Origin of the sequence: Bacillus solitudinis (assembly GCF_002797395.1) — a bacterium.
Lineage (GTDB): Bacteria > Bacillota > Bacilli > Bacillales > Bacillaceae_D > Halalkalibacter_A > Halalkalibacter_A solitudinis.
Genome location: NZ_KZ454943.1, coordinates 4,112,244 through 4,129,154, shown reverse-complemented (window position 1 = coordinate 4,129,154; position 16,911 = coordinate 4,112,244). Strand labels below are relative to the sequence as shown.

The 16,911-nt window shown below is 38.9% G+C and carries 15 protein-coding genes; 2 read left to right on the top strand and 13 right to left on the bottom strand.

Annotated elements, in window-relative coordinates:
• Positions 1-49 precede the first annotated feature (49 nt).
• Positions 50-883 carry an S-formylglutathione hydrolase gene (gene fghA, locus CEF19_RS20185; protein ID WP_100407723.1) on the bottom strand — a complete coding sequence of 278 codons (834 nt, stop codon included), beginning with the start codon at positions 881-883 and terminating at the stop codon, positions 50-52.
• A 4-nt stretch (positions 884-887) separates the two neighbouring features.
• The gene (locus CEF19_RS20180; protein WP_100407722.1) at positions 888-2,003 is read right to left on the bottom strand and encodes an S-(hydroxymethyl)glutathione dehydrogenase/class III alcohol dehydrogenase; all 1,116 of its coding nucleotides are present in this window, start codon (positions 2,001-2,003) and stop codon (positions 888-890) included.
• 124 nt (positions 2,004-2,127) lie between these two features.
• On the opposite strand from CEF19_RS20180, the gene CEF19_RS20175 reads away from it, so the two are divergent.
• Entirely contained in the window at positions 2,128-2,490 is a 363-nt protein-coding gene (locus CEF19_RS20175; protein WP_100407721.1) for a winged helix-turn-helix transcriptional regulator, read from the top strand.
• 383 nt (positions 2,491-2,873) lie between these two features.
• On the opposite strand, the gene CEF19_RS20170 is transcribed toward CEF19_RS20175, so the two are convergent.
• From CEF19_RS20170 to CEF19_RS20130, 9 genes are all read right to left on the bottom strand, one after another.
• On the bottom strand, positions 2,874-5,165 hold the full coding sequence (locus tag CEF19_RS20170) for a glycoside hydrolase family 95 protein (protein ID WP_198510333.1): 2,292 nt from the start codon (positions 5,163-5,165) through the stop codon (positions 2,874-2,876).
• Positions 5,166-5,323: 158 nt separating this feature from the next.
• Positions 5,324-6,229, bottom strand: coding sequence for an aldo/keto reductase (locus CEF19_RS20165; RefSeq protein WP_100407719.1), 906 nt, complete (start codon positions 6,227-6,229; stop codon positions 5,324-5,326).
• 55 nt (positions 6,230-6,284) lie between these two features.
• Positions 6,285-7,118, bottom strand: coding sequence for an amidohydrolase family protein (locus CEF19_RS20160; protein ID WP_100407718.1), 834 nt, complete (start codon positions 7,116-7,118; stop codon positions 6,285-6,287).
• 399 nt (positions 7,119-7,517) lie between these two features.
• Entirely contained in the window at positions 7,518-7,949 is a 432-nt protein-coding gene (locus CEF19_RS20155) for an RbsD/FucU family protein (RefSeq protein ID WP_100407717.1), read from the bottom strand.
• A 21-nt stretch (positions 7,950-7,970) separates the two neighbouring features.
• Positions 7,971-8,861, bottom strand: coding sequence for a fumarylacetoacetate hydrolase family protein (locus tag CEF19_RS20150; RefSeq protein ID WP_100407716.1), 891 nt, complete (start codon positions 8,859-8,861; stop codon positions 7,971-7,973).
• 24 nt (positions 8,862-8,885) lie between these two features.
• The gene (locus tag CEF19_RS20145; RefSeq protein WP_100407715.1) at positions 8,886-9,659 is read right to left on the bottom strand and encodes an SDR family NAD(P)-dependent oxidoreductase; all 774 of its coding nucleotides are present in this window, start codon (positions 9,657-9,659) and stop codon (positions 8,886-8,888) included.
• 18 nt (positions 9,660-9,677) lie between these two features.
• Positions 9,678-10,472, bottom strand: a complete 795-nt coding sequence (locus tag CEF19_RS20140) for an SDR family NAD(P)-dependent oxidoreductase (protein ID WP_100407714.1) — start codon at positions 10,470-10,472, stop codon at positions 9,678-9,680.
• Between the two features lie 41 nt (positions 10,473-10,513).
• Positions 10,514-11,674: a UxaA family hydrolase gene (locus tag CEF19_RS20135; protein ID WP_100407713.1), complete on the bottom strand. Its 1,161-nt coding sequence runs from the start codon at positions 11,672-11,674 to the stop codon at positions 10,514-10,516.
• Positions 11,675-11,694: 20 nt separating this feature from the next.
• Complete coding sequence (locus CEF19_RS20130) at positions 11,695-12,003, bottom strand: UxaA family hydrolase (RefSeq protein ID WP_100407712.1); 309 nt, start codon at positions 12,001-12,003, stop codon at positions 11,695-11,697.
• A gap of 263 nt (positions 12,004-12,266) precedes the next feature.
• Between CEF19_RS20130 and CEF19_RS20125 the strand changes: the two genes are divergently transcribed.
• Complete coding sequence (locus tag CEF19_RS20125) at positions 12,267-13,262, top strand: LacI family DNA-binding transcriptional regulator (protein ID WP_100407711.1); 996 nt, start codon at positions 12,267-12,269, stop codon at positions 13,260-13,262.
• A 289-nt stretch (positions 13,263-13,551) separates the two neighbouring features.
• Here CEF19_RS20125 and CEF19_RS20120 read toward each other — a convergent pair whose 3' ends face one another.
• Positions 13,552-15,483: a fructose-1,6-bisphosphatase gene (locus CEF19_RS20120; RefSeq protein ID WP_100407710.1), complete on the bottom strand. Its 1,932-nt coding sequence runs from the start codon at positions 15,481-15,483 to the stop codon at positions 13,552-13,554.
• A 228-nt stretch (positions 15,484-15,711) separates the two neighbouring features.
• A complete protein-coding gene (locus CEF19_RS20115) occupies positions 15,712-16,608 on the bottom strand; it encodes an EamA family transporter (RefSeq protein ID WP_100407709.1) in 897 nt (298 codons plus the stop codon).
• Positions 16,609-16,911: the final 303 nt, after the last annotated feature.

The window sequence follows — 16,911 nt, the reverse complement described above, 5'->3', positions numbered from 1 at the left end:
AAATATCCACATTCAATTACAATGTGGATATTTTCATTTTAATTCCATATTATTTTAAGTACTCTAGATGGAAAGCGAAATGATCTTCTAAGAAAGTAACAATAAAGAAATAGCTATGATCATAACCTTCAGCTTTCTTGTAATGTACTACTTGATTATTTTCCCAAGCATTCTTTAAAAAACAAGTTTCGTCTAATTGTTTTGGATAAAACTCATCTTGCGTTCCTTGCGTAATGAGAATAGGCGGCATGCCAGCTTCTTTAACCAATTCTGAAGCATCCCATACTTTCCAGGAAGTTTGATCTTCACCTAAATAAGAGGAGAAAGCTTTTATTCCCCATGGAACTTGACTAGGGCTTAAAATAGGAGAAAAAGCAGAAATCGCTTTGAATCTCGCAGCATTTTTCATACCAATCACTAAAGCGCCATGACCTCCCATGGAGTGACCCATTATACTTTCTGATCCTGAAAAATGAGGTACCAAAGATGACGCAATAGCTGGTAATTCATCTACTAGATACGTATACATGTTATAATGCTTTGCCCACGGGTCTTGTGTAGCATTTAAATAAAAACCTGCACCTTGCCCAAGATCCCATGCTTCATCATCAGCAACATGTTCTCCACGTGGTGAAGTATCTGGAATTATGACTGCCACTTGATATTTTTCAGCCAATCTCTGAAATCCGCTTTTTTGACTAAAATTATCATCTGTACAAGTTAAACCAGATAACCACCAAATAAGAGGGATTTTTTTCTCTTCTTTATTTGATGGCAAGTAGATACTAAATGTCATATCACATTGTAAGACTTCTGAATAATGGCGGTACTTACATTGTTCTCCGCCAAAAGAGCGATGTTTTTCAATAAGTTTAAGACTCATTTTCTCACTCTCCATATGTTAACATCGTACGAATTGACTCACCTTTATGAAGCAAATCAAATGCCTCATTGATGTCTGTAAAGTTTAAGTGGTGTGTAATAAACGAATCGATATCGATTTCACCATTCATATAATCTTCAACCATTCCTGGAAGCTCCGTTCTTCCTTTCACGCCGCCAAAGGCAGAACCACGCCATACTCGACCCGTTACTAATTGGAATGGGCGAGTATGAATCTCTTTACCTGCTCCTGCTACACCGATAATAACACTTTCACCCCAACCTTTATGACAACATTCAAGAGCAGACCTCATTACTTCAACATTTCCAATACACTCGAAGCTATAATCGACTCCTCCATCCGTCATTTCAACAATGACTTCTTGAATTGGTTTATCAAATTTAGAAGGATTTACAAAATCAGTTGCGCCCATTTTTTTAGCTAATTCAAACTTATTCTCATTTAAGTCTATAGCAATAATTCGGCTTGCTTTTGCTTGAACCAATCCTTGAATAGCGGCTAATCCAATCGCTCCTAAACCAAATACGGCTGTCACAGCTCCTTCTTCCACTTTTGCTGTGTTGTGTACAGCGCCAATCCCTGTAGTCACACCGCATCCAAATAGACCAACTTTATCAAGTGGCGCTTCTTGGTCAATTTTTGCTAAAGAGATTTCAGGAACGACTGTGTATTCACTAAATGTACTTGTTCCCATGTAATGATAAATCGGCTCTCCATTATAAGAGAAACGAGTTGTACCATCAGGCATTAAACCTTTACCTTGAGTTTCTCGTACAGCACTACATAAGTTCGTCTTACCAGAACGACAGAATTTACATTCTCCACATTCAGCCGTGTATAGTGGAATCACATGGTCTCCCGGTTTTAGTGAAGTCACTTCATCCCCTACAGCAACGACAACACCAGCACCTTCATGACCTAATACAGCAGGGAATACGCCTTCCGGATCATCACCTGATAATGTAAAAGCATCGGTATGACAGACTGATGTATAGAGTATCTTCACTAATACCTCTTTTGCTTTTGGTTCTTCTACATCAATTTCTACAATTTGAAGTGGTTCTCCTGGTTTAAATGCAACAGCAGCTCTACTTTTCAAATGAATCCCCTCTTTCTTTTATTTTCTAATTTACATTTTCATAATCACATACTATAATTCATTAAACAATACTGACGTTTTTGTCACTATAAACAAAATAACAACAGAGAAGGGGGAACAATATATGGAGATATTTTACAAAGAAAAAACTTTTTTCACTAGCAAAGATTTAGCCTTATCGGTGATAGGTGGACGTTGGAAAATAGCAATTATATGGTATCTGCTCCAACAGTCTCCATTAAGGTTAAGTGAAATACAAAAATACCTTCCCGATGTCAATCAACGTATGTTAATTAGACAATTAAGGGAATTAGAAGATGATAAAATCATTACTAGAGTTGTATACCCCGTTGTACCTCCTAAAGTGGAATATCAACTAAGTGAAGTTGGTTTACTTCTAGAACCGGTTGTAACTTCCATTTGTGATTGGGGAGATAATTTCAGAGCATTTTTGGAAGAAAATGCTGAAAAAACATCCGTTGAATAACAAGCTGCACAAACGGTTCTGAAAATGAAAGCCAAGAAACGCTGGTATGAAGGCGTTTCTTGGCTTTTTGAATCTTCCTAAAACAGGTTGGAATCTGTCATTATAGGAATTATTTTGCACTATAAGTAAATATAAAAAGCCCAATTTCACAGCAATAAAGTTGAGAAATTGAACTTTTATCGTTACTCCTGTAATGCGCACGTTAATTTAAGATAAAACAATGTTCGTATTTCTTCCCATCAATTTTTTTGTATAAAGAACTCCAAAACACCGTAAAGGAATTCTCATTTCATAATACCGAAGACATTCTCCATTACGGAATTGTTGTAACAGTTGCCTTTACGAGACATACGTTCTGTATTCTCCCTGACTTTCAAATATCTTTATTTTATTTTCGTAATTTGATAGGACTTTCCTTTTTCTGTCCCAAATTCACAAACAAAGTCACCTAAAGATTTAACACGAAGAGGAGTCCCTTCACACGTAACCGCTACTTCTCCTTGGACCCTCAACGTACATGGATTTCCTTGGTTAGAGAAGATATCGGCTCGTGTTAATTCATTTTCTTCCCAGTCGATATCAACTTCAAATCCACCTCTGGCCCGTAACCCTTTTACCTTTCCAGTAGCCCATGCGTGGGGTAAAGCCGGAAGAACGTGTAGCTCATTCATATGACTTTGCAAAAGCATTTCGGCAATTCCTGCTGTCCCCCCAAAGTTACCGTCAATTTGGAATGGAGGATGGTTATCAAATAAATTCGATAATGTCGAGGATGTTAGCAACCCAAGAATATTTTCGTACGCTAAATCACCTTCCTCTAATCTCGCCCACATATTAATAATCCACGCACGACTCCAACCTGTGTGGCCCCCTCCATGCTGTAATCTACGTTCCAAAGTCACTTTTGCTGCGGCCGCTAATTCAGGTGTATGCTTAGGGGAAATTTGGTTACTCGGATGCAAGGCAAACAAATGAGAAATATGGCGATGGCCAGGTTCTGCTTCTTCATAATCCTCCCACCATTCTTGAATCTGTCCATACTTGCCAATTTTAGGGGTTGGAAGCTTCTCCTTTAATTTAAGAAGCTCCTGACTAAATACCTGATCTTTTTGTAGAATTTCACTCGCTTCAATGCAAGAGTTGAAAAGCGCATAAATAATTTGGCTATCCATTGACGGACCTTCACAAAGGGTCCCTTTCTCACCATTTGGTAAAACATATGTATTTTCAGGTGAAACCGATGGAGAGGTCACTAACAACCCGTCTTTATTCTCTATCAAGAAATCAACAAAAAACAACGCGGCCTCTTTCAATGTTTCATAGGCTCTTTCTAAAAATGTAATGTCCTCTGTGTATTGATATCGTTCCCAAAAATGTAAGCATAACCATGCCGCACCTAACGGCCAAATAGTCGCTGGCATGTAAATATCCTGTGGTGCTGTATCTGCCCATATATCTGTATTGTGATGTGCTGTAAACCCTCTACATCCATACATCGTTTGTGCCGTTCTCTTTCCTGGCTCGACCATACGTTCAATATGTTCAAATAACGGCTCATGACATTCAGATAAATTCGTCACCTCAGCAGGCCAGTAATTCATTTGTGCATTAATGTTGATCGTGTATTTACTGTCCCAAGGAGGAACCATGTTGTCATTCCAAATTCCTTGTAAATTGGCAGGTAATGAACCGGGACGACTAGATGAAATGAGCAAATACCGACCGAACTGAAAGTATGTGCTTACTAAGCTTACATCTTCTTTTCCTTGTTTCAAAAGCTCCAAACGTTCATCCGTTGGTAGAGAATCCTTCACCTTTGACTCAAACAAATCAAAGGATACTCGTTTAAACAACGTTTGATAGTCCTCTATATGTGCTTCATACAAAGAGATATAGGTTTTATCTGCTGCCTTTTCTATCGTTTCTACGCATTGTTCTTTCGGTTCCTCAAAGCGGAAAGACGTTGCGGCTGAAAGAAGAATTGTTACCGCGTCCGCATGTTCCACCACCAACCTATTTCCAATTGTCTTAACAGTTCCATTTTCAGGAATTACCTTGACAACACTACAAAACGTAATTCCATCCCTGCCCCCTGTTTCTCCTTTCATCATTAACATATCATCAGACAAAGCTTCCATCTCATCATAGTTTCTCATTTTTGCTCGGTCTAAAATTAGATGAAAGGAAAGAGCTTTTTCCTTTGAAGCCTTGAGCCTCATAACAAGCACTTGATCCGGATAACTTGTAAATACTTCTCGCTGATAAGATACATCATTAAGGGAATACGTAACATTGACCACACCTTTATCCAAATTAAGCTCGCGTTGGTAGGAGGCTAGCTCGCCTTCCTGTTCATGAAAGGTTAAAAATAAATCTCCCAAAGGTTCGTAGTGTCGTTGTGATCCTGGAACACCTGGAAAGGCGAGCTCAGCTAGTGCTTGCGCATCCTTTAATCGCCCTTCAGAAAGTAAGCGACGAACCTCAGGTAAATATTTCAAGGCATCAGGATTGTTGCGATTACGAGGGCCACCATACCAAACTGAATCTTCGTTCAATTGAATACGTTCTTTCTCAATCGCACCAAAAACCATCCCTCCCAATCGACCATTGCCGAGCGGTAACGCTTCATTCCAATCTTCTGCAGGTTTTTTATAGAACAGTTTATGTTGACTCATAACGATTACCTCCATCCTTTGTTTTACATTAAGATAACTCAACGATTGCCATTATGACCTTCGATTCAGGCAAAATTCATGTTTCAACGTTCTCGCTCATTTGATACGCAAATTCGTTCGGTAGAAGACAAACAATACTCTTTACTTTGACTCCTCCATTACCAAGTTTTGTTATGAATCGGTTTCAAAATCTTTAATACATGTTGTAACAATTCTTCATTGATTGGTTGTGTCACCCACTCAATATTCCGCTTGATATTTTCGATACTTGCTGTACTAACCAATGTTGTAGGAATACGTTCATTCATCACGGAATATTGAATCGCTAATTTTGAAAGGTTTTCTCCGTTTCTTTCACAAAATTCGAGTGCTTGTTTACAAGCGTTCTTAATTTCTTCATCGGCTGGATGCCAATCAGGAACCCCTCTTGTGCTTAAGAGACCCATTGATAGTGGAGAAGCGTTAATTAAACCAACATCCTTTTTTTCTAATGTTGGGATGAGCGATGTCAGTGACGTGTCGTTTAATGAATAATGACAATAAGACAGAATCACATCCAAATCGGTTTGACTCAAAACTTTTTCAAAAATAGACAGTGGTAAGCCTGAAACACCAAAGTAACGGATTTTCCCCTGCTTCTTTAACTCATGAAGCACAGAAATCCCTTCGCTCATCACCTCATCAAAACGACCAAACTCGATATCATGGAGGAGAAGTATATCAAGATAATCCGTGTGCAAACGTTCGAGGCTTCCCTCAACACTTTGCAAAATACTTTTTTTCGAAAAATCAAAATCTTGCTCCCCATAGCGACCTGCTTTGGATGATAAAATGTATTTATCTCTCGGAATTTCTTGTAATGCCTTCCCTAAAACGGTCTCTGCTTCCGTTAGCCCGTAGTACGGAGAAACATCAATGAAATTTATTCCACTATTAATCGCTTCATGGACCGTTTTCTTTCCCTCTTCTTCATTGATATCCCTGAATACTGAACCTAAAGAAGATGCGCCATAACTAAGAATCGAAACGTCAAGACCTGTTTTTCCAAGTTTTCGATAGTTCATTTTTTCACTTGTCCCCTCTAGTTTCTAAGTTCATTAATATTTAAACGCTTACAAATTATAAAAGCTTATAAAATCTCTTTGCATTGTCACCAAATAAGAGTTCTTTTTCATGCTCTGTCATTGACCTTGGTAATGCATATGTTAGAACCTCAACCACATCATCATAGCTTCCTGCAAGGTTACAAACAGGCCAATCACTTCCAAACATGACACGCTTTGAACCAAATTCATTTAGAATGAACTGAATATAAGGAACAAATGCTTGCTTTTCCCAGTTCTGATGATCAGCTTCTGTTATCATACCTGAAAGTTTACAATAAATATTTTTATAAGAAGCCAAATGGTGAATATGCTTTTTCCATGTCTCCATTTCACCAGAGGCAATTGAAGGTTTGCCTATATGGTCGATGACCCCTCGTAATGTTGGAATTCTTTTTAGTAATTCAAGTAATACAGGCAGTTGATGATGAACCACCAATAGGTCGACAGGTACATCTTTTTCTGCAAAATAGGTAAGTGCTTCTAAATATGATTTTGTTAAAATCACAGACGGGTCCTCCATATCTTGAATCATCACTCGGAACCCAACGAACTTTGGATGCTTACGAAACATGTTAAAATGAGTTTTATAGTTTGAGTCTTCAAGATTCAACCAGCCGACAACACCAGCGACGGTTTCACACTCTTCACTAAGCTTAAGGATGAATGCTGTTTCTGCTAATGTTGGTGCCGCTTGTACAAGGATTGTTTGATTCATGTGATGCTTGTTTAAATGAGGTTCAAGGTCTTGCGGAAGAAAATCTCTATATAGAGTGCGAACATCAGGAGTAAGCCAACCATAATCCCCTCGGGAAATTTTCCAATAGTGTTGATGAGCATCAATTCTCATTCGTAACCTCCTTCATTCTTTTGAATTAAAGACCCCACCAATGAGAACACATTTATTTTTGGTGTGATTGGCGAAGTAAATTTAGTTTAGCACCACGGGGGAGCTTTTTTTATACCTCGCTAGAAGCTTTTTGAAACCCTAGGCCTCGCCGAGGGCACTGAAAAAGGGTGCTTTTCCTATTTCAGTGCCCTCTTAGTAATGCGCGGAGCCGTTGCCTGGTTTTGAAAAGCCTTGCTATGAGTGATTTTCTCATAGCAAGGCGCGCAACGAGTGAAGCCATTACTACTTCCTCGAAATGCTTTCAAAGGGTTTTTCAGTGGCCTCGCCGAGCCTAGGGTTTTGATTTCTACAAAAAATCCAATGAAGCAAAATTTAGCTCCAGTGGGTCTTATACTATCCTCAGATTTTAATGACACCTTTTTTTATAATGATATTCGCATAAAGGGCCTGTTCACTGGAAGCGACAATTGCATAGCTTTTCTTAGCCCGGTCATAAAAATGAAAACGTTCGACCATTTCAAATCCTTGAAAGCGAGGCTCATGCTTAAGAATGATTTCGTTGTACTGATTCCAAATCTTTGGTTCAACTGGATCACCGGGAACAACTTCCATTAGTGAAACTGGCTTTTCAACATACGTATCGATAGGGAAAAAGGTAAGAATGGCATCTAGTAACTCAATGATCTCATGACCATCGGCACGAACAAGTCGATTCGTACATGATGCTGCTGGAAAGTTTCCATCGGCAATCACTAATTCATCCCCATGTCCCATCTCAAGCATAATTTTCATAAGATCAGGAGACAAAATAGACGGTATCCCTTTTAACATGTCGCCGCACCTCCTATCCTATTATTTATCAGCAACAAATCGATTCGTTAGGGCACCTAACTTATCAATTTCAACCGTCACCTCATCACCAGGTTGAAGATATACTTGGTCCGCTTCAGGATATCCTAAAACAACACCTTCTGGGGTACCAGTCAGAATGAGGTCTCCAGGAGTTAATGTCATATGCTGAGAAATGTAGCTAACGATTTCATCGACATAAAAAATCATGTCAGACGTATTTGAATTTTGACGAACTTCACCATTTACATAGGTTTTTAGATTTAAATCATTAGGATTCCCAACTTCATCAGCTGTCACTAAATAAGGACCTACAGGACTGAAATCATCGCAGGTTTTACCTAAAAGCCATTGTGGCGTTTTCATTTGCAAATCACGAGCAGACAAATCATTAACCGTGCAATAGCCAAATACATGATTTAGTGCTTCTTCCTTACTAACATATTTAGCCTTTTTCCCAATCACTACCCCTAACTCTACTTCGTAATCTAATTTTTCGGTCACTTTTGGAACGGCTATCTCACAGTTATGACCTGTAAGTGTATTATTGAATTTATTGAATAAAATTGGCACTTCCGGATATGGCGCATTCGTTTCGTCTGCATGTCTTCGATAGTTCAAACCAACACAAATAATTTTATTTGGATGTGTTACGCATGGTTCCCACTTGATTTCTTCTACGTTTAATCGTGCTGAAAAGTCACTTGAAAGAGCATTTATGTATGCTTCAATGGCCGAAACCGCCTCTTCTCCTCCAGCAATGACGTCCATTACATTTGTAGGAACATCTGGATTTGGATGTTTCTCTAACGCTGCTTGAATATCAAGGATTCCTTCCTCCGTTTTCACACCTAACGCTTGATTTCCTTCTTTTAAAAATGTTACTAGTTTCATTGTTTTATCCTCCTTTAAAATAACTTACGCATCTTTACCAAACACAACCCCACCGTCAATATAAAGCGGTGACCCCATCATGAATGTTGATTCATCCGAAGCGAGGAAGAGAGCCGCATATGCAACATCTTCTGGTTTTCCTAATTGCCCACTTAATTGACGAGTCTTAATCTTTTCAATAGCTTCTTCAGGATTATTGTACGACGTTTTTAAATAGTTCTCTACAAAAGGGGTAAAAATTGTCCCTGGTAATAGCGCATTTACTCGTATATTAAAAGCGGCATAATCCACTTGCATCGATTTTGTTAAAGCTAAAATCGCTCCCTTTGTGGTGGAATAGGATGCCCGATTGGCAAGTCCCATTTCCGCAATACACGAGGACATGTTAATAATTGAACCGTTTTTTTGTTCCATCATATGAGGAATCACATATTTACTCGGTAGCATGACCCCATTTATGTTAACATTCATCGTTTTGTTCCAAGAATCGAGCTCGATTTCATGAAGCCTTCCGACACCACTGATCCCAGCATTATTAAATAATACATCAATTCGGGAATACAATTGAATGGCTTCAGAAACCATCGCTTTGACAGACTCTGAATCCGTTACATCTGCTTGAATAAAATGAGCTTTCCCATTTTGAGAACGAATTTCCTCTACTGCTTGGTTTCCACTTTTCTCATCTAAATCATTAACAATCACAGTTCCCCCTTCTTTTGCGAATAGAAGAGCTGTGCTTTTGCCAATACCGGAGCCTGCCCCCGTTATGAGTATCACTTTATTCTTTAACCTCATCTTTATCATTCCTCCTTGTTAATGTTCAAGATGATCCTCGGGTTGGGCTGCCTTCACGGTTAATCCCCCATCAACCATGAGTAAGTGTCCATTAATTTGCATTGCTTCATCCGATGCTAAAAAAGCAACCGCATCACCAATTTGTTTAGCTGTCCCTAAACGTTTCATCGGATTCGCCTCTTCTTCCTTTCGTCTAATGTCCGGATCTGCTAGAAAATCCGTACACATGTCGGTATCAATTGTGCTAGGACCTACTGCATTTACATTAATGTTATAAGGTCCTAATTCAATCGCCATTCCTTTTGTAAGCATATGACCTGCCGCTTTAGAAGATTGATAATGTGGAATCACCGGACTTGTAACCATTAAACTAGCGGTAGACAACACATTGATAATTTTACCGTAGCGTTTAGGAATCATTTTTTTAGCGGCAAGCTGTGAAGCAAGAAAGATAGATTTCACATTGGTATTATACGTTCTGTCCCAAGTTTCTTCGGTCACCTGCATAAATGGTTCAAACGGAGCAATCCCAGCATTATTTACTAAAATTTCAACCTCGCCCAATTCTTTCTCTACTTTTTCCATCATCCGTTCTACTTCTATTTTGCTTCCAACATCGGCCTTGACCACTAGTGCCTTTCTCCCTAATTTCTCAACTTCTTGTTTTAGCTCCTCCGCCTGGTTCTGTGACCTGTCAGAGTGATAGTTGATAGCAACATTGGCACCTTCTTCTGCTAACCTCAACACAATGGCTTTCCCTATTCCACGACTTCCACCAGTAACTAAAGCCGTTTTCTCTACTAAGCGTTTCATACGTTCACTCCTTTTCAACAATAGATTGAGGAACTTACCTTCTACAAGCTGATTCCAATCCGACTAATACTAAACTCTTGATGACCGAGAATCTCTGCCTTTGTTTCCTCCCCGGAAGCGACATTGACAATCTCTTTAAAAATCCGTTCACCCGCTTGTTCAAGTGTTTCTTCCCCTTGTAATACGGGGCTCGTATCAATATCGATATTGTCAGCCATTTTTTTGGCTGCAAGTTCGTTTCCAGAAATTTTTATAACCGGGACGATTGGATTTCCAGTCGGTGTTCCGCGCCCTGTCGTGAAGCAAACAACTTGAACACCTGCAGCCGCCATGCCCGAAACACATTCGATATCATTTCCTGGAGAGTCCATAAAATAAAATCCCTTTCCGGGAACGGGATCTGCATATTCAAAAACACCCTGCAACGGCGCTGTTCCTGCTTTACTAATGCACCCTAACGATTTTTCTTCAATACTAGAAAGTCCACCTTCAATGTTACCAGGGCTCGGGTTTCCGCCACGCATATCGACACCCATACGTTTAATTTCTTTTTCAAAACGTTCGATGGCAGAGTACAGCTTTTGACTCACCTGTTTATTGACAGCTTTTTTAGCTAAGATGTGTTCAGCCCCAATAATCTCGGTTGTCTCACCCATAATAATGCTTCCGCCATTTTTAATAATGAGGTCTGACGTTTTTCCAAGAGCAGGATTGCTGCAAAGTCCAGACGTCGTGTCCGATCCCCCACATTTCACTCCAACAGCAATCTCAGATAAAGGAATATCTTCAACTGGTAAACTAGAAATCTGTTGATAGAGTTCATCTGCAACTTCTATCCCTTTTTTTATTGTATTTACAGAGCCGCCCTCATCTTGGATATCAATCCAAACGACTGGTTTCCCTGTTTCGGCAATTTCGTCACGAATCTGTTCAGCATTCATGACTTCACAGCCTAAACTTACAACTAGCACAGCCCCAACATTCGGATTCTTCCCCATACCAACAAGTACTTTATGTGTTTGTTCCTTATCATTTCCAACCTGACTACAGCCATGTTGATGAGGAATCGCCACCGACCCCGGTGTTTGCTGCTGAATACGGTTGACAACCTGGTTGGCACAAACGACAGTTGGTAACAATAATAGATGGTTTCGAATTCCTACTTTTCCGTCTGGACGACGGTACCCTTTAATCATTGTCATCTCTTTCACTCCCTTACCCGTTATTTGTCCCCTCGTCCACGTACACCGAGGAGATTGTGAACATGAACATGCTCACCTATTTGAATCGTAGTTGCTGCTACCCCAATTGACTCACCATATTTATAAATTGTTTCAGATTCTTCAATTGACCGAAGAGCAAGCTTATGGCCAAACCCTACATCTTGCTTCACAACCAATGTTCGTTTCTCACCATTCATATCGAAGCTAATTTGCTCATTTTCTTTAACATCCCTTAACAACGTTACAACATTGTCCTGTTCATTCATGACAATGCATGTAATTCCAGCACTAAATGTTTTTTCTGCCATTCCATTCCCCCCTTTCCTTTGACTAGTCATCACTACATCGAAATCGCTTTCATTATTGAATAAATAAATCTTATAAATAATTCCTTTCTTACCTCACGTACTGATCGATTCAAATTAATCATCTATGTTATTTTTATGATACCGGTAACACAAAAATAACAAAACTTCTTTTTGCTGTCAACATAAACTATAATAGAGTTGTAATCTTTATGCTCTTCCACTATTATTAATGCTATTGTATGTCAAGAAAGGGACGTTTTTTTATGGCAACCATTTACGATGTAGCCAAATTGGCTGAAGTTTCACCTATGACCGTATCTAGGGTCATTAATCAAAAAGGCCCTATTAGTAAATCCACGAAATTAAAAGTGGAACAAGCAATTGAAACGTTAAACTATATCCCGAATAAAACGGCTCGCAGCCTCATTTCTAAAACAACCAAAATTCTTTCACTACTGATCACTGATATTAGCAACCCTTTCTTTACAAAGGTAGCCCGTGGTGCCGAAGATAAGGCCCTTCAGCTCGGCTATCAAGTGATTTTTAGTAACAGTGATGAAGATATTAATAAAGAGTCAAAATACATTCAAATGCTTTTAGAATCAAGAGTCGATGGTGTTTTAATAGCACCTTCAGGAGATCATTCGAAAAAAAATGTACAAAAACTCATTAAAAATCGGATACCTTTTGTTATTCTTGACCGAGAAATTAACGGCTTAGAATCAGATATAGTGCTTGGGAACAGTCATGAAGGAACGCGAGGGTTAATGAAGCATCTAATCGAAAACGGTCACAAAAAAATCGCACTGATTAATGGCCCGTCGCATATATCCACTGCTCGAGAGCGAAAACAAGCCTATATAGAGTCCTTACAATTTTATAATCTTCCAGTTGTTGAAGCACTCATTTTTGAAACCGATTATAAACAGCGAAGCGAAACAACGATTATTGATATCTTACTGGATCTTCCTGCCTCTTTGAAGCCTACTGCCATTTTTGCAGCAAATAACTTTATTGCCGTAACAATGATGAAAAAGCTGAAGGAGCGAGGATTGAACATACCAAAAGATATGGCATTTGTTTGCTTTGATGATGTTGGGCCAATGAGTGACTTTTTTACAGTTGCAGCACAGCCAGCCTATGATTTTGGTTATTTAGGTGTTCAAATGCTAGTGGATAAAATTGAAGGAAACTCGAGCCAAAATAATAGAAAAATTGTGCTACCCCCAGAGATAGTAATAAGGGAGTCATCTCTCTAGGGTAAGCAAAAACGTATCACTCAAAAAAAGAAACGCTAAGCTGTTGGGGAATATCTCCAACGGCCTCTAGCATCAACCCGGCGATAATGTATAGTTAAGTGGCATTTCAATAATTTGGTCTAACTTTCCCCTTCAGAATCATAAGCACCTAAATCGTTCTCTCAACGATTACTGGATTTTGGTAAAACCATAAAGTTCAACTCGTACTCCAACATATGGCCTTTTTCTCTCACACCAAAAAACCCTCGTAGAAAATGCCTTTACGAGGGTTTTTTTTTGAAGATTATTTCTACTTCATATACCGATACTCCATCAAACTCTTCAACATCGAGATCTCCTGTCGTAATTCCTCTCCGACATTCGTTTCGGATACCTTTTTTCTCTCAAGTTCTTTATCGACCAATCGTCTGACTGATAAAACATCTGTTCCGTTTTGGAGCACCTCTTCTTTGGAGTTAAAGTGCTTGTGGGCAACTAGCTGCATCCCGAAAGAATTGTATAATAGCGTATATCCCGCAATTCCAGTTGTCGATTGATAGGCCTTGGAGAATCCGCCATCAATGACGAGCATTTTTCCATTTGCTTTGATTGGATTTTCTCCGTCGATTTCTTTGACAGGGGTATGTCCATTAATGATATGGCCTTGTTCAGGATCAAGATCAAACTCTCTTAACATCTTCTGGCAGATTTCTTCCTGTTCCCGCAAGTAATAGTATGGGTTCTTTTTTTCTTTATGGGTTGTTTTGTCCTGAATGAAATAACGTTCAAAGGTGGTCATGGCTCGCTTCCCAAATAGAGACGATTTTTCCCCAGTCCATAAATACCAGACCATATCTGTAGCCAAATCATCTGTTTCTTCTGGATGGGCAAATGCGTGTCGTAAATCCTGTTCAAACCGATCTAGTAAGTCACGACCGGCGTAGGCCTTCCCTTCAATCACCATCTTCTCCATATTGCCTTGTTCATCCAATGGGATACAGCCATGGATCAAAAGATTCCCGTTATATCTCAGATAGAGACTTCCCTTTTTCATTAAAAAATTCATATGTCTGGCCAACTTTTCAGAATGCTGGACAGACAATAAGAGCTTATTCAAGACCTGCTCTTCTTCCTCTAATAATTGCTCGGGTTGTTCTGGATTAACCGTTGCAAAGCAGGTATTCTCCAGTGAATATGTGTTTCCATACAGCATGATTTCGTTTTTCTCATAATCCACCTTCTCAAGTAAAAGCCGATCTTCCATATTAAAGCATGGGCGTCTCTTGATAATTGGGATTTCGAGTTTAAATTGAATCATGGCAATTGCTTGATGGATTTTCGTGATTTGCAGCTGTTCCTGTTCCGTTAGGTGTTTATCTGATTGTTTCTTTGGTCGAAATGCTGGATTATCGCCATAGTATTTCTCAGCCAAATTAAGTAGCGGTCTAAGATTGATACCATACGCATCCTCAATAATATCCAAATTGTCATAACGCGCACAGATCCGAAGAATATTCGCAAGACAAACCTTGGACCCCGTAAAGGCACCGAGCCATAGCACATCATGATTCCCCCACTGTATATCAAGGGAATGATAATCTATTAACGTATCCATAATCTGTTCAGGTTCAGGTCCCCGATCATAAATATCACCCACGACATGAAGATGATCTACCACCAACCGCTGAACCGTATAAGCCAAACCGGCAATAAGCTTGTCAGCCTGATCAAGAGAAATAATTTGCTGAACAATTTTCATATAATAATCTTTCTTATTGCTATATTCCTCGGTTTTGTAGAGGAGCTCTTCGATAATATAGACAAACTGATCAGGCAAGGCCTTACGTAGCTTCGACCGTGTATATTTGGAAGAGGCATACGGCAGCAGCTTAATCAAATGGTTGATGATTTTGGTATACCATTCATGTAACTCTTTTGTACTGTCAACATTATTCTTGATTATCTGTATCTTATCTTCAGGATAATACAATAACGTCGCAAATTCATTGATTTCGTCCTCCGACAATTCATCAGCAAAGATGTCTCGTATTTTCTGTTTTACATTACCAGAGCCATTTCGTAACACATGTTGAAAGGCTTGATACTCTCCGTGTAAATCACTAACAAAATGCTCCGTTCCTTTTGGTAGATTGAGAATGGCTTCAAGGTTAATAATCTCTGTTACTACTTTTTCTTCACTATCATATCGTTGCGACAATAAATCTAGAAATTTAGTATTCAAAGTATGGATCCCCTTTTTAGATTCTTTGTGTGGAGGTTATCTTATGTACTCATTAGAAAACTGAAAATAATCTTAATTTTGATATTTGTTTATTATACAGGAAATTGAGAGAATTCTAAAGGGTGAAAAACGGTGCCGTTGTTACATTAATGACCGGGCCAATACGAATATCTAGTTTTAATTTTGGCCATACCCATTTAACCACCTCTTTACAATTTCCAATGTCTCTCATTTCTGATCCATCCTACGTTCCTTTTTGCTACCGGGATTTTTGGACGACCATATTAATATTCCGATTCCTAGCATTAAGAGGAACATGCCTAACCAAGAAGTGGTGTTTAAGTATTCTCCTACTATGAAAACTCCTAATAATGCTGCTGTTAATGGTTCTGCTAACGCAAGTGTAACTGCAGTTGATGAAGAGACATGGATAAGACCTTGGGCAAAAAGTAAATATGCAATCCCAGTCGCCATCACCCCAAGTTGTAGACTTACACCCACCCCTCGAAAACTGGTTACCCAAGACATATCAAAAACAAATAAAAATGGCGATAGAAAGATTGCACTAAGGGTGAACACAACGGCAACTACCGATAAAGATGAATATTTTTCAACTAAATCTCTACTTACAAGCGTATAACCGGCAAACGATAAACCCGCCCCCAAAGCCATTAATATTCCAACAGGGTCTACATATACTGATTCTTTATTCGTAAATAGCATTAGACAACCTAAAATTGATAGAAAAGTAGAATACCACCAAATGATATGCGGACGTTTTTTTAAATAAATCCATTCAATGAAACCAGATAAAATAGGGGCACTGCCAATTGCTACTACTGTCCCAATGGCCACCCCTGTTATGGTAACTGCAGAGAAAAATAATGGTTGATACAATGCCATACTTAAAGAAGCCAGCAGAGTTGTTTTAATTGGCCAATTTTTAAAGTTCAACTTTCCTATAATTAAAACAATTAATAATAAAAATAGACCTCCGACTGCTAAGCGAGTAGCACCGATAGCAATCGGATGGGCTGCTTCCGGAGCAAGTGCCTGAGTTGTTCCAGTGGTCCCCCAAAGTATTGCTGCAAGTAATATTAAAAAAGGAGAAAATTTCCCCTTCATTTTGCTCACCTCGTTAGATTTTCTTCGTCAAAATCCCATAAAAAAACAACACAAAATAAATGCTGCTATTAACGTCACTATAACAAGAAATAAATTCTCAATAAAGAAAGTACGAATCCAATGAGTAGACCAAAGTTAATATGAATTAATATTGACTTTTTATATCTATTTTTGCCATTTAAATTCTTTGTTTGATAATCAAATAAGATGGATACTGGAAATCAATTAAAAGTATTAATGGAGTAGCAAGAAAAGTTTTCTTAGAGACCTCAATTTCCCCCATTTAGTTATGAAACAGGAAAG

Bases quoted from the DNA above. Each gene is read 5' to 3' on its own strand.
- fghA (WP_100407723.1), bottom strand. From the start codon at position 883: ATGAGTCTTAAACTTATTGAAAAACATCGCTCTTTTGGCGGAGAACAA.
- CEF19_RS20175 (WP_100407721.1), top strand. From the start codon at position 2,128: ATGGAGATATTTTACAAAGAAAAAACTTTTTTCACTAGCAAAGATTTA.
- CEF19_RS20170 (WP_198510333.1), bottom strand. From the start codon at position 5,165: ATGAGTCAACATAAACTGTTCTATAAAAAACCTGCAGAAGATTGGAAT.
- CEF19_RS20165 (WP_100407719.1), bottom strand. From the start codon at position 6,229: ATGAACTATCGAAAACTTGGAAAAACAGGTCTTGACGTTTCGATTCTT.
- CEF19_RS20160 (WP_100407718.1), bottom strand. From the start codon at position 7,118: ATGAGAATTGATGCTCATCAACACTATTGGAAAATTTCCCGAGGGGAT.
- CEF19_RS20155 (WP_100407717.1), bottom strand. From the start codon at position 7,949: ATGTTAAAAGGGATACCGTCTATTTTGTCTCCTGATCTTATGAAAATT.
- CEF19_RS20150 (WP_100407716.1), bottom strand. From the start codon at position 8,861: ATGAAACTAGTAACATTTTTAAAAGAAGGAAATCAAGCGTTAGGTGTG.
- CEF19_RS20145 (WP_100407715.1), bottom strand. From the start codon at position 9,659: ATGAGGTTAAAGAATAAAGTGATACTCATAACGGGGGCAGGCTCCGGT.
- CEF19_RS20140 (WP_100407714.1), bottom strand. From the start codon at position 10,472: ATGAAACGCTTAGTAGAGAAAACGGCTTTAGTTACTGGTGGAAGTCGT.
- CEF19_RS20135 (WP_100407713.1), bottom strand. From the start codon at position 11,674: ATGACAATGATTAAAGGGTACCGTCGTCCAGACGGAAAAGTAGGAATT.
- CEF19_RS20130 (WP_100407712.1), bottom strand. From the start codon at position 12,003: ATGGCAGAAAAAACATTTAGTGCTGGAATTACATGCATTGTCATGAAT.
- CEF19_RS20125 (WP_100407711.1), top strand. From the start codon at position 12,267: ATGGCAACCATTTACGATGTAGCCAAATTGGCTGAAGTTTCACCTATG.
- CEF19_RS20115 (WP_100407709.1), bottom strand. From the start codon at position 16,608: ATGAAGGGGAAATTTTCTCCTTTTTTAATATTACTTGCAGCAATACTT.